This is a genomic window from Paenibacillus sp. 23TSA30-6 (genome assembly GCF_014858585.1).
In the GTDB taxonomy this organism is placed as follows: domain Bacteria; phylum Bacillota; class Bacilli; order Paenibacillales; family Paenibacillaceae; genus Paenibacillus.
The window spans coordinates 227,396-239,866 of sequence record NZ_SLTL01000004.1; the positions used below are offsets into that span (position 1 = coordinate 227,396).

Consider the following 12,471-nt stretch of genomic DNA (forward strand, 5'->3'; position numbering starts at 1 on the left):
ATCTATCCCTGCTTACGCGGGACAACTGAAATTTTATAGGAAGGGACATTAAGCCCTTTCTGTACGGCATCCACAATCAACTGCTTCACGGTAGGGTTTTCTGCTCCCATCGCCACAACCAGAACTCCCCTCACCTGTGGTTTTACTTTTTTGGTAACAATCGGGGTGTGCTGGCCTCCTGACGATTCATAGGTGACAATCTCTCCATCACGTGTGTATTGAGTGGTATGTCGCTGACCGCCATTGGCATCCGTCTCATTATTTTCTTCCTGCATATCCTTCACATTGCGCTGAACGATGACTTCCTCAGTGGAGTCAACCGTAACCATGACATCGACCGTCCCTACACCAACAATCTGCTCTAGCATCTGCTTCATATTATCTTCGAACACCTTCTCAATTCCGGCAAAGGAACTTTCCTCATCCCCCGTTGTCTGAAGTGAAGGTTCATTTTTCATCACGCCAGGCGGCTCCCGCCCCACATTTTCAGGATCCACCTTTTTCACATTCACGAACGAATTAAAAAGCATGATCGCGACCCCGATAAGACCGAGAATAAGCAGCCAGCGAAATGAATTAAACCTTTTGGGCCCGTCTGCCCCCCCGCCCATCCATTGCTCCAGCTTTTTCATCCATTTGCCCATTTCTGCTCACCTCCTGTCACCATTCATGTGTACCGTTCTGCGAAGATAGCACCTGAACATTTTTGCTGTCGATTCCCCATCTTTCGTGCAGCAGCCCCGTAATTAGACCAAAAGTTTGCGTGTCCGCTATCTTTTTACCATCAAAGGTTTCCGCGCTACTATTGGCCCTCTCCGGCGCTCCCTTCTTTTGATCCGATGTTTTTTCAGGGATTGGCTCTACGTGGATATTTTTTTCAGCTACAGGCTCTACCATAATCGGCTTGGAGTCCGCACCTGGCGGAAGATTCGTACTTTTCTCCTCACGTCCAGCCTGCTGCTCCGCCAGCTTAACCACTACAGATTGTATTCCCGTTCCAGCCTCCAGATTCGACGATTCCTGCTTCATCTGAGCAAGCGTAACTTGAACCGATTGAATCGCTAACCCGGTATTCTGCTCCAACTGTCCCTTGATTTCCTTGGCGACCTCTTGACCAGCCCACTGCATGGAACTTTGCTCCTGCTGCTGCTTCAACTTGCTGCCTTTTGCCAAAATTTCCTCCAATGTCGGTTCGCTCTTACCTGTCTCTGCTTGGCGCTGAAGATCAAATGCACGTCCCAGAAGCTCGGAAGGACTGGTACTCAGCAAACGCACGACCGGAGAGAGTAGCGTCAGTAGAATAAGCAGGCTGAGTACGAGCTTCACATACCTTTCCATGGAACGGCTTGGCAAGGTCATATCGATAAAAGAAGCCAGCAGCACAATCAGCACCAGTTCCTTAAGCCAGCCTCCCAGCCAGGTCACGTTACTCCCCTCCCCCCGTTTGATTGTCGATCATTCACCTCATCATGACCGTCATATTGCCTGCCGCGAGCATGATCGTAATCGCAAGGAAGGACATTAACCCCACTGCCGCCAGCGCTGCGAAGACATAAATCATGCTTTTACCGATTGCATCCAGGCATTCCACAATAGGCGTATCTCCCAAAGGCTGCATAATCGCTGCTGTGACTTTATAGATCAGGGCTAGCGTCAGAATCTTGAGAGCAGGAAAGGCACATAGGAACAGGATAATGATGACTCCCACCAGACCAATAGCATTTTTCACGAGTAACGAAGCCGAAATGACCGTATCTGTCGCATCTGCCAGCGCCTTACCCACCACCGGAACAAAGCTGCCTGTAACATACTTGGCCGTTCGAATGGTTAACCCGTCAGTAACAGACGACGTCAAGCCCTGTACCGAAATGACACCCAGAAAAATGGTCAGCAGCACCCCCAGCACCCCCACTCCGGCGTTGCGAAGCAGATCGGCTAATTGGGTCAGCTTGTATTTGCCTGTCAATGAGTTGACCAGATACAACACCGCCGAGAAGAACAGCAACGGGAACACCAGCGTATGAATGACCGTCCCGACCGTGTTGATCATAAATACAATTAGCGGGTGGGTGACCGAAACCGTTACGACGTTGCCCATCGAGGCCAACATGGTAAACAGCAGAGGCAGCATCGCCATCATAAAGTGAATCATGCTGTCAATGGCTTCTTTTGCATAACCAATCGCTACACTAAAGCTGTTAATCGCCAAAATGATAATGACCATATATACAATCGCGTAGGCGACCTTGCTGACCTGATTACTTTCAAAAGCACTTTGTAGAGTTTCCAGCACCATACTCATAATGCTGAGCATAACAATGGTGACGAGCAGCTTGGCGTTGACCCGAATTTCGTGGATGAAAAAGTCAGCTATGGCGCTCAATACACCCTTAATACTGAATCCTTCACCGCCCGGAAGCAGCATGTCCATGAAGGAAGGCGTTTTCTGATCAGGGAAAAATCCGCCATATTGCTGCATCAGCCCGTCCCAATAATGCTCTACCTCATCTTTGGGCATCTGCTCCGCCTGTTGTCTGATCCATTCATTCGTAGGTGTATCTGCAAAGATAACCGCAGCCGAGGCACACCAGAGGCATAGTAGCAAAATGACCACCACTTTGAGATTCGGCATGCCCTCCAGCCTTTTCATGGCATCACCCCCTCAGGCGGGCATCAGCTTCAGAATCGTGTCAATAATTATGCTGATAATCGGGATTGCCAGCACCATGATGAGCACCTTTCCTGTAAGCTCAATTTTGGAGGCAATCCCGTCTTGTCCCGCATCCCGAACCACCTGCGCTCCAAATTCGGCAATATAAGCGATACCGATAATTTTCAGAACGGTTTTAAAATAAATCATATCCATGCCCGATGACCTTGCCAGACGCTCCAGCACAGCAACCACAGACCCAATCTTGCCAATCAACAGTAAAAAAATGACGATTCCCGCGGCTGTCGCAATCAGAAAAGCAAACATCGGCTTCTGTTCCTTAATGACCAAAATAAGAACCGTGGCAATCAGGGCGAAGCCGACCACCTGAATGATTTCCATGTGTCCACCTACTGAAAAAGAAAGATAGATTTGATCTCTTGCAGAAGGTTATCCAGCATTCGTACCACCATGAACAGCACTACAACAAAGCCGATAACCGTTACCCAGTGGGCCATGTCTTCTTTGCCCATTTGCTTGAGTACGGTATGAATCATGGCGATAATAATGCCAATTCCGGCAATCTGAAAAATAGCGTTCACTTCTAAATTCATTCGAGCACCCCGCTAATAGATCAAAATGACGATCAATGCTCCGATCAGCAGTCCCAGGCTTCTGCTCATGCGCTCGTATCTCACCTGATCCGCCTGCGCCTGTGCTTCCTCATGAGTTAGCTGCTGGATGGTTAGCGCAATGTGCTTGATCTGGTCTTCACGGTCGCTGGTTCCGAGACTGTAAGCAAGCTGCCGCATCGCTTCCTTCTCGGCCTGCTGCATGCTGGAGCGGCTCCACGAGGCCTCAATCGCTTTATGCAGGCTTTCTCTGGCGGTCAGCCCAAAGGAGGGGTGCATCCAGTGTGAGGCTTGCTGGAATAAGGTTCGCAGCGGCTCCCGCAGCGGCTCTCCCGTCTTGGCAAAAGCATCCGGCAACGGGGACACCCCATAGGAAACCTCAGTGGTCAGCCTTTGCAGCGCGAGAATCAGTTCTCTGATCTGCCGCGGCCTCAGTGCAAACTGCCTTGCCCGCTGCCAGCCAGCCAGTGTAGCGGCGAGTATAACCAAAGCGGCTCCCAGCAGCTTAAGCATAGGAAATACCTCCGTTCTGCCCTTCTCCGGACAGCGTCAGCCTACGCTGCTTGGCATCTGCCAGCCGGAAGGAGACGCCCCGGCTCGTCCGCTCCAGCATGACGTAAAGCTGAAACAGTTCCTGCCCTGTCGTCAATCCGGCAAAAGCAGGCCGGGTCGCCATTTCAGCCACATCGCGCCCATGTGCGGAAGCAATGACTGCGATCCCCGCATGGAGCGCTTCACGCACCGCCTCGGCATCCTCTGGTCGTCCGATTTCATCGACGATCAGCACATCTGGCGACATGGAACGAATCATCATCATCATGCCTTCTGCTTTCGGACATCCATCCAATACGTCGGTTCGAGGTCCGACGTCAAAACCGGGGATGCCCTTGTGACTGCCGGCAATTTCCGAGCGTTCGTCTATGATGCCTACCTTGAGTCCGCTTCGTCGTCCCCCGTTGCTTTCCAGCCCACCGTAGCTTAGTTGCCGGGCCAAGTCCCTAAGCAGTGTTGTTTTGCCATGCTGAGGTGGGGACAAAATGAGGGTGTGAAGGATTTTACCGGACTTCCGATCCGCTACATAGGGCAATATGCGATCCGCTATACCGGGAATTGCCCGGGCAATTCTTACATTAAAGCTGCTAATATCCCTCAAATGCTCCACTCGCCCCCTGCTAAGGACCGTTCTTCCTGCCAACCCGATCCGGTGCCCCCCGGGAATGGTAATAAACCCTTTGCGAAGCTCCTCCTCCATGGTGTACAGGGAATGATTGCTGATAAAATCCAGCAAACGGTGGGCATCCTCCCGGTCCGGCTTATAGGCTTCCATATGGTTCAAAGTCAGCCGACCGGCGGACGTTACAAAATGATGTTCACCATTCGTATTAATTTCCAGCGGCCTTCCTTCCCGGACCCTAATTTCTTCCAGTTGCTTGAATACCGTTTCCGGAAGCTTTCCGAGTATACCGTGCAACGGTTCGGGAAATAACTCCAGCCATTCCATACCGATGCCGCCCCCTCAAAGTTGTCCTTTTTCTTTAAGACAAGTCTATGGCCGACTCTCGCTTTTTATGCCGAAAATATATCGAAAACCTAGTCGTTGATTTCAAAGCTCCTATCAGACCTCAACAAACATATTCCCCGCCACCTAAAGCGCCTTCGTGGAATCTGCAAAAATCAAAAAAGGCACCCCGAAGCCTTGACGGCTAAGGGATACCCTGGAACAAAAACAATAGATTCACAATAAAAGAGGCTGCCATTCAGCCTGACACTCGCTGAAAAGACAACCTCTTAACCTATTGCTATATTCTATGATTATCAAACTATAAATAGGAGGCGCAATATTCCCATTCAATTACCGACGATCCTGAGGTCCACCCACAAATGCTTGCTCCTCAGTATCCAGATTGTACGCTGTATGCAGCGCCTGAATGACCTCATGGAGTTTGCCTGCCTCAATCACACACGATACCTTGATTTCAGATGTGCTTACCATTTTAATGCTCACGCCTTGGTCTGCTAGCACAGCAAACATTTGCGCTGCAACGCCTGGATGACTAACCATGCCCGCTCCTACAATGGATACCTTGACGAGGTTTTCTTCAGACGTCACTTCACGGTATGGAAGCTCTGTGCGAATGCCTTCCAACGTCTTTAAGGCTGCTTCGCGATCCGTTAGAGCCACTGTAAAGGAAAAGTCTGCTTTGCCAGCCTCAACACCGCTTTGCACAATAATGTCTACATCAATTTTGGCTCCCGCCAGCGTTCCGAATACTTTCGCCAGTACACCAGGAGTATCGGCTACGCCCAAAATACTGATTCTTGCTACATTTTTATCATATGCAATTCCACTGACTACTACGCCCTGCTCCATTACTGCATCCTCCTTTACGACCGTTCCTTCATTATGGTTAAAACTGGACCGCACAATCAGCGGTACCCGGTTATGTTTCGCATATTCTACCGCACGTGGATGCAACACTGCCGCACCCAGATTGGCTAATTCCAACATTTCATCATAGGAAATTTCTTTAAGCTTACGGGCAACCTTCACGATCCGTGGATCTGTAGAATATATGCCATCCACATCCGTGTAAATTTCGCAAGCATCCGCCTGGATCGCCGCCGCCAGCGCAACCGCCGTTGTGTCAGAACCACCACGTCCCAGCGTCGTAATATCTCCTTCAGCAGACATCCCCTGGAAACCCGCAACCACGACAATTTTATTACTGCTTAGTGCATCCAGTACCCGCTGAGGTTGGATGTCCGTAATTCTCGCCCGACCGTGCTCGGATTCGGTACGGAAACCAGCCTGCCATCCCGTAAACGATACCGCCTCATGTCCCAACTGCTGAATAGCCATCGACAACAATGCAATCGAAATTTGCTCGCCAGTCGTCATCAGCATATCCAACTCACGTGCAGGCAACTGCTCATTCAGCAATTTGGCCTGGTCGATCAGTTCGTCTGTTGTGTCCCCCATCGCAGAAACAACAACTACACATTGATGCCCTTCACTCTGTTTCTCAACAACGCGTTTTGCCACGCGTTTCATGCGCTCCGTATCACCGACGGAACTGCCTCCGAATTTCATGACATACAAAGACAACGATATTCACTCCCTCAGACTCAACAGTATGTAACCTTGAGATGGCACAACCGACTTTGAACGTGACATCCTACGGCATAACTTTAGTACAGTATAATACGAAAGTGCTATGCGGAGCCAATGTTTTTTAATAACAGTTGTTCATAACAAATAATCCTCTGTCCTTGACAAGGACAGAGGATATAAAGAAGCTAGACCATTTTATGCGCGGGAAATATATTTACCATCGCGTGTATCAATCAGCAGTACATCATCCTGGTTGATGAACAAAGGAACCTGAACGTTCAGTCCTGTTTCAACTTTAGCATTTTTGGTAGCACCTGTAGCCGTGTTGCCTTTAATACCCGGCTCCGTGTCAATAACCTTCAGCTCTACGCTATTAGGCAGGTTAATCCCGAGAATTTCACCATTATAGCTAATGATGTTTACATTCATGTTTTCTTGCAGGAAGTTAAGTTCCCATTTTAGTTGATCACTGGAAAGGTTGAATTGATCGTATGTTTCGTTGTCCATGAATGTATGCTCGTCTGCGCTCGCATAGAGGTAGGACACACCACGGTTTTCAATTTGCGCGCGGCCAATCGTTTCACCCGCACGGAATGTACGTTCAACCGTGTTGCCGTTACGCAAGTTTTTCAGCTTGGAGCGCACGAATGCCGCACCTTTACCTGGTTTTACGTGTTGGAAGTCTAGCACTGTAAAAATATCTCCGTCTACCTCGACGGTCAAGCCTGTTTTGAAATCATTAACGTTAATCACTAAAATACCCCTCCTACAGGACTGTTATCGTTATTAAACGACTGTAAATTCTTTGCTTGAATGTGTTAATACCTTGATGCCGCTATCTGTAATAACGATATCATCCTCGATCCGTACGCCGCCTAATCCAGGTACATAAATACCTGGTTCGACTGTTACAACCATGCCGGGCTCCAGAATATCATCGCTTGCCTTCGACAGACGCGTCGATTCATGGACTTCCAGACCTAGACCATGACCTGTGCTATGTCCGAAATTGTCTCCATAGCCATGGCTTGCAATAATATCCCGAGTCAGCGCATCCGCTTCACGGCCCGTCATGCCCGGCTTAATATGTTCCAGCGCATGAAGCTGCGCCTTGAGCACAATATCGTAGATCTCACGTAGCTGCGGCGACAAACCCCCTTGCGTGGCTACTGTACGTGTCAAATCGGAGCAATAGCCATCCAGCAACGCACCGAAATCAAAAGTAATCAGTTCGCCCGCTTGTACCAGCTTGGAGCTGGCTACACCGTGAGGCAGTGCCGAACGAACCCCGGATGCCACAATCGTGTCAAATGAGGAAGACGTAGCTCCCTGCTTGCGCATGAAGAATTCCATTTCCAGATCCAGCTCACGCTCGCTGACACCCGGTTTGATATAAGGCAAAATGTGTGCAAATGTAGCATCTGCCAAATCCGCCGCCCGCTGCATCACTTCCAGCTCTTCCGCATCCTTGTACACCCGCAGCTTTTCAACAATTCCCGATACCGGAATTAATGTAACAGGTGACAAATCTTCGCTGTAAGCTTTATGCGTCGCAACAGATACATGGTCCTGCTCGAAGCCTGTTTCACCGATCTGATGGGAGGACAGCAACTCTTTCACCGTTTCCATGACCTGCGCAGCATGTTGTACCACCGTGAAGCCTTCCGCTTGTTCGGCAGCCTGCGTCATATAACGAAAGTCGGTCAGCAGATAGCTGTGAGATTCCGTAATCAGCACATAACCCGCCGAACCGGTGAAGCCTGTCAAATATCGGCGGTTGACAGGGCTTGTGATCAGTATAGCCCGCAGATCATGCTCGCCCAGCGCCTGCCGCAGCTTTAACACCCGGTCATTCTTCATCTTTCATCCCGCTCCCCTCTGTCAAATAACCAAATGCTATTTTAACACAGGCGATAGCCGCTTGAGAAGTTTTTGTTGCGTTCAGTCCCCAGCTTTCTCAGGCTCGCGCTTTCTCTCGTCCGTATACTCAACAGCAACGGTGTAACCGATAAACAGTCCCCACAGTATAAACACACAAATTTCCGTATATATGGAATCCCAGGTCAAACGATGAAGCGGATTCATCATCCCGAGCTTGGGACCTGTCAACACGAATAAAATAACCCACCAGACCAGACCGTAAACGATGCCAGGCAAAGGCCCCTTATATCTACGAAACATCCATGTGTACACCAGCGACGCTACAACTGATAATGCGATAAAAAACAGCAAACCCACCAGATGCCCCGCCGTCGTTTTCATGAACGAATGCTTGAAAAAAGGCTCTGCCAAAAATCCCGGTGCGACTACCGTAAAATGCAATGTATAAAACAACCAGCGCAGTAATCCCCAGAGCAAGCCTGCAAAAAAGCCCAATTCGAGTGCAAAAGGAATAAGCGGCGTATGTATTTTGCCCGACTGCTGTCTTCCTCGACTGCTATTATTGTTATTATGGTCGCGTTGATCCTGAGATTCGCCAGACCGATCCTGATCATGGCCTACCTTAGGTATGGAATAGGTGTCACTCATGTTATTTGATCCCCTTTCAAGAAGCAAAACTTTTTCCATGCTAAAAAGGATGACTTTTATTGGCGCATGAAGAAGGCTGCATTTCAATGGATTCGTGCATATCCATTTTGCTAGGTAGTATGCTCTGATGGGGATGAGTTTAACACTGAACTTGGTGAGTTGTTGTTACATGATGAGGGGTTGTGTGGCGAAGACTGCTTATGACTTCTACTACGTGTGTATGTGGCCGCTACGCGAACGGATCATTCTTCCGATCGCTGTTGCCTCCATATTTCTGATTTATACCCCCAAGAGGGTAGAATTCCGGAGGCAAAGGCGAACGCTATCGCTTCTTCAGAACGATTCCGTTTTCTCCACTGCTTTATGTGGTTAAGCCAACTTTTTTGCTTTTCAACACCCACAACGAGCATTAGAAAAGAAACATTTTTACATTTATTGTTCAACCACTCAAAAGCTCTGAGTCTAAAAATTCACATCACTTGTTTCCTTAAAAAGGTTAATTACGCAGACCAAGCATTGATACCATATTTAAATACATCACTTGTTAAGGTTACAGCCAGTAAAATTGGACTTTTAGCAAATGTTGATACAGGAATTTTACTACGGAGGCAAGAGCTTCGCAAATTTTTCCCAACCGTAAGGCTTTTAAATTCGGTACAAGCTAAAAAGGACTAAAAGCCTTCTGGCTGTAAGGCCAACCCGATTTTCACTATAAAATAGAGTTTGGAAAAATAGAAGTAAAAGCACACATCAAACTAATAACGTGCCTTTTTAGCATTTAAAGTCTAACTTACTCTCCCCAACCAAGGCAAATCGAGAGGTGGGCAGCAGCGGAAAGCTCGGAATCGTCCTGAAGAAGCGGTAGCGTTCGCCTTTATCCCCGGATTTTTACCATTACATCTTTTACAAAATCAAAAAATCTGGGGATAACAGCGATCGGAAGGATGATCCGAGCTTGGAGCTGCCTAAATACAGCCTCTCATTTTCCCACAACTAGATATTCCCTTCCAAATTCGATACAATATACAAAAAAGCACGTGTAAAGAGAGGTGAGACGGTTGTCACAAGCATCCAAGCCTGTAAGCTACGGTGGTCAGGCAGTCATTGAAGGTGTCATGTTCGGCGGCAAGCGTGTCAATGTCACGGCAGTTCGCCGCAAGACTGGCGAAATCACATATTTGGAAGTACCGCGCAAGGAGCAATCCTGGGTGTCCAAATTTCGCAGAATCCCGTTGTTGCGGGGGATTGTAAGCATCATCGACTCCAGCGCCAAGGGTACAAAGCATTTAAACTATTCAGCCGATGCCTACGCCGATGATGAAGTGGAGCCGGAAGAACGCGCTGAACAAAAGAAAAAAGAAGAATCTCGCTGGAGCCTGAGTATGATGATCGGCGTGGCGGCGGTCGGCATTTTATCCTTCCTGTTTGGCAAAATTGTGTTGACCCTCGTTCCGGTTATGGTGGAAGATTTCCTGTTCGGAAATTTATTTCACAACCAGATTCTGCATAACCTCGCGGAAGGGGCTATTAAGCTGATTCTGCTATTGGGTTATTTATGGGGCATTTCCCAAACTCCGTTGATTAAGCGACTGTTCCAATATCACGGAGCGGAACATAAGGTGATTACCGCATATGAAGCGGGTGAAGAACTAACTCCTGCTAATGTGCAAAAATACAGTCGTCTGCATTACCGTTGTGGTAGCAGCTTTATCATGCTCACGGTGATCATCGGGGTACTCGTATATTCCCTGTTTACGTATGATAATCTGTGGGAGCGTATGGGACAGCGGCTTTTGCTGCTTCCAATCGTGCTGGGGCTTTCCTTTGAATTTCTCAAGCTGACCAATGCCCTGCGGGAGATCCCGGTACTCCGTTATTTGGGATACCCCGGCCTGTGGCTGCAACTACTTACCACCAAAGAACCGACCGATGATCAAGTAGAGGTATCCATTGCTTCATTCAAGCGTATGCTGGAATTGGATGCCGAGTTGGAAAATGTACCTGTAAAGGAGACCTTCAACAGCTCGGTCCTTGATCCTGTGAAAGGATGAGTGAAAGATGAACAGACATGCGGTTATTTTCTGGCTTACCCTTGCCTTGGGCGCATATGGGATTGTGGATATGGTATGGAGAGGAAGCTGGGGCTTTCTTATGAGTTTATTAATTCCTGTCCTTGTTTTTGCAGTTATATTTCTGCTGTATAAATACTTGCCAGGACGACGCCCCCGTACTCCCAAGATTAAACCCTCTGCACACACTATGGCCAAAACAGCCAAAACAGCCAACACACGCAAGCAGCAGACTACAGGCAAGCGCAAAGCGTATCCTTTTCATGTTATTGAAGGTTCTAAGGGCAAAAACGAAGAAGAACAACCTAAGTATCATTAGTCGATACTCTAACATGATACACAAAGGAGCCATCACCCGCGTAATGAAAAATGACCGGGAAATGGCTCCTTTTTTAACCTCTTGATTCCAGCTCCAACTAGCAAGTAATTATTTCATGGCATACATCGTATCCTTCATTAATTGATACTTGTTATACTGCTGTTGGTAAGAAGCGATGCTCCATTTGTGGAAAAAAGCGTCTCCTGCCTGCACACCAGAATCATACAGCAAATTGCTCTGCTCAAGAGAAATATTGAACTGTGCTGTGCGAATACCTAGCGTCGGGATTTTAATCGTCCGATATCGGTTCTCCTGCTCAATATAACGCTCATCATGCGCTGATAGCATCGTATCAAAAATAGCTTGCAGCATCGTCAACGGTCCCCGTATATAAGAAACCTTCGTTTCGGCTCCCGTTTTGCCCACCATCTGAAAACCTACTGTTGGAATAGTTTTAGCCTTTTGCTCGTTTACAGGCTCATCAAAAAGCCATAAAGGCAGATTACTTAACAATGCCCCATCGACTACAAACACAAATTGCTGTGAGAATTTTTTCCCTCTCGTGTGCAAAGGATCAAGTCTTAGCATAACGGGGTCGAAAAAATATGGGATGCTTGTGCTCATCCGAATGGCCTTGGCCACCTCCAGTGAAGAGGTATTCATACCGAAACGTTTGATATCCTCAGGAAGCACCAGTATGCGTCCGTTCGTTATGTCTGAAGCAATAATGCGTAGCTTGCCTGGAGGCAGATCCGCGAACGTACGCACTCCCTTGGCAAGCAACAACTCCCGCACCCAATGCTCCAGTGCTTCTCCGGAGTACAGCCCTTTTTTAAGAAAAATACGAGCTGCCGGTCCAACCCATTTGATGTTAAACACCGGAGAACGCCGTAACAAGCTGACCAAGGGGGTTTTCTCGATCACGGCTTTCATTTCATCTGCCGAATATCCTGCCGCCAACAAAGCAGCTACAATAGCTCCTGATGATGTACCCGCTACGCGGTTGAATACAATTCCATGCTCCTCCGCAGCCTTGACTGCACCCGCCAGCGATATACCCTTAACCCCTCCACCCTGGAACACAGCATTGATCAGCATAGATCAAAAAACCTCCGTTCTCTTGGGAGTAAGCAGTTCTACTGCTTATGTATGAGAACAGA

General features: G+C 48.3%; 14 protein-coding genes. 2 read left to right on the forward strand and 12 right to left on the reverse strand.

The features are described 5' to 3' along the window. Positions 1 to 2: 2 nt before the first annotated feature. The 11 genes from spoIIIAG to E0698_RS05700 form a co-directional block, all read right to left on the reverse strand. Positions 3 to 644 carry a stage III sporulation protein AG gene (spoIIIAG, locus tag E0698_RS05650; RefSeq protein WP_192510877.1) on the reverse strand — a complete coding sequence of 214 codons (642 nt, stop codon included), beginning with the start codon at positions 642 to 644 and terminating at the stop codon, positions 3 to 5. 16 nt (positions 645 to 660) lie between these two features. Next, positions 661 to 1,425 (reverse strand): stage III sporulation protein AF, encoded by a 765-nt coding sequence (gene spoIIIAF, locus E0698_RS05655; protein ID WP_192510878.1) that lies wholly within the window; start codon positions 1,423 to 1,425, stop codon positions 661 to 663. A gap of 34 nt (positions 1,426 to 1,459) precedes the next feature. Beyond that, the gene (gene spoIIIAE / locus E0698_RS05660) at positions 1,460 to 2,650 is read right to left on the reverse strand and encodes a stage III sporulation protein AE (protein WP_149093528.1); all 1,191 of its coding nucleotides are present in this window, start codon (positions 2,648 to 2,650) and stop codon (positions 1,460 to 1,462) included. 12 nt (positions 2,651 to 2,662) lie between these two features. Continuing rightward, entirely contained in the window at positions 2,663 to 3,052 is a 390-nt protein-coding gene (gene spoIIIAD / locus E0698_RS05665) for a stage III sporulation protein AD (protein ID WP_025683336.1), read from the reverse strand. An 8-nt stretch (positions 3,053 to 3,060) separates the two neighbouring features. Beyond that, entirely contained in the window at positions 3,061 to 3,264 is a 204-nt protein-coding gene (spoIIIAC, locus tag E0698_RS05670; RefSeq protein ID WP_010345636.1) for a stage III sporulation protein AC, read from the reverse strand. Between the two features lie 12 nt (positions 3,265 to 3,276). Further along, positions 3,277 to 3,795 carry a stage III sporulation protein SpoIIIAB gene (gene spoIIIAB, locus E0698_RS05675; protein WP_149093527.1) on the reverse strand — a complete coding sequence of 173 codons (519 nt, stop codon included), beginning with the start codon at positions 3,793 to 3,795 and terminating at the stop codon, positions 3,277 to 3,279. Next, on the reverse strand, positions 3,788 to 4,783 hold the full coding sequence (gene spoIIIAA / locus E0698_RS05680; RefSeq protein WP_134913717.1) for a stage III sporulation protein AA: 996 nt from the start codon (positions 4,781 to 4,783) through the stop codon (positions 3,788 to 3,790). The genes spoIIIAB and spoIIIAA overlap by 8 nt, the downstream gene beginning before the upstream one ends. 351 nt (positions 4,784 to 5,134) lie before the next feature. After that, the gene (locus E0698_RS05685; protein WP_192510879.1) at positions 5,135 to 6,388 is read right to left on the reverse strand and encodes an aspartate kinase; all 1,254 of its coding nucleotides are present in this window, start codon (positions 6,386 to 6,388) and stop codon (positions 5,135 to 5,137) included. Positions 6,389 to 6,589: 201 nt separating this feature from the next. Further along, on the reverse strand, positions 6,590 to 7,147 hold the full coding sequence (gene efp, locus E0698_RS05690) for an elongation factor P (protein WP_044647663.1): 558 nt from the start codon (positions 7,145 to 7,147) through the stop codon (positions 6,590 to 6,592). 33 nt (positions 7,148 to 7,180) lie between these two features. Further along, the gene (locus E0698_RS05695; RefSeq protein ID WP_192510880.1) at positions 7,181 to 8,254 is read right to left on the reverse strand and encodes a M24 family metallopeptidase; all 1,074 of its coding nucleotides are present in this window, start codon (positions 8,252 to 8,254) and stop codon (positions 7,181 to 7,183) included. A gap of 81 nt (positions 8,255 to 8,335) precedes the next feature. Further along, complete coding sequence (locus E0698_RS05700; RefSeq protein ID WP_192510881.1) at positions 8,336 to 8,923, reverse strand: YqhR family membrane protein; 588 nt, start codon at positions 8,921 to 8,923, stop codon at positions 8,336 to 8,338. A gap of 1,058 nt (positions 8,924 to 9,981) precedes the next feature. On the opposite strand from E0698_RS05700, the gene E0698_RS05705 reads away from it, so the two are divergent. Further along, positions 9,982 to 10,974, forward strand: a complete 993-nt coding sequence (locus tag E0698_RS05705) for a DUF1385 domain-containing protein (protein WP_192510882.1) — start codon at positions 9,982 to 9,984, stop codon at positions 10,972 to 10,974. Positions 10,975 to 10,981: 7 nt separating this feature from the next. Then, positions 10,982 to 11,311 carry a hypothetical protein gene (locus E0698_RS05710; RefSeq protein WP_192510883.1) on the forward strand — a complete coding sequence of 110 codons (330 nt, stop codon included), beginning with the start codon at positions 10,982 to 10,984 and terminating at the stop codon, positions 11,309 to 11,311. Positions 11,312 to 11,419: 108 nt separating this feature from the next. On the opposite strand, the gene E0698_RS05715 is transcribed toward E0698_RS05710, so the two are convergent. Beyond that, positions 11,420 to 12,409, reverse strand: coding sequence for a patatin-like phospholipase family protein (locus E0698_RS05715; protein ID WP_134913709.1), 990 nt, complete (start codon positions 12,407 to 12,409; stop codon positions 11,420 to 11,422). Positions 12,410 to 12,471: the final 62 nt, after the last annotated feature.

What these genes read in the sequence shown, in the direction of transcription:
- E0698_RS05700 (WP_192510881.1), bottom strand. Translation starts at nt 8,923, where the DNA reads ATGAGTGACACCTATTCCATACCTAAGGTAGGCCATGATCAGGATCGG.
- E0698_RS05695 (WP_192510880.1), bottom strand. Translation starts at nt 8,254, where the DNA reads ATGAAGAATGACCGGGTGTTAAAGCTGCGGCAGGCGCTGGGCGAGCAT.
- E0698_RS05715 (WP_134913709.1), bottom strand. Translation starts at nt 12,409, where the DNA reads ATGCTGATCAATGCTGTGTTCCAGGGTGGAGGGGTTAAGGGTATATCG.
- spoIIIAB (WP_149093527.1), bottom strand. Translation starts at nt 3,795, where the DNA reads ATGCTTAAGCTGCTGGGAGCCGCTTTGGTTATACTCGCCGCTACACTG.
- spoIIIAD (WP_025683336.1), bottom strand. Translation starts at nt 3,052, where the DNA reads ATGGAAATCATTCAGGTGGTCGGCTTCGCCCTGATTGCCACGGTTCTT.
- spoIIIAG (WP_192510877.1), bottom strand. Translation starts at nt 644, where the DNA reads ATGGGCAAATGGATGAAAAAGCTGGAGCAATGGATGGGCGGGGGGGCA.
- spoIIIAC (WP_010345636.1), bottom strand. Translation starts at nt 3,264, where the DNA reads ATGAATTTAGAAGTGAACGCTATTTTTCAGATTGCCGGAATTGGCATT.
- E0698_RS05710 (WP_192510883.1), top strand. Translation starts at nt 10,982, where the DNA reads ATGAACAGACATGCGGTTATTTTCTGGCTTACCCTTGCCTTGGGCGCA.
- spoIIIAA (WP_134913717.1), bottom strand. Translation starts at nt 4,783, where the DNA reads ATGGAATGGCTGGAGTTATTTCCCGAACCGTTGCACGGTATACTCGGA.
- spoIIIAE (WP_149093528.1), bottom strand. Translation starts at nt 2,650, where the DNA reads ATGAAAAGGCTGGAGGGCATGCCGAATCTCAAAGTGGTGGTCATTTTG.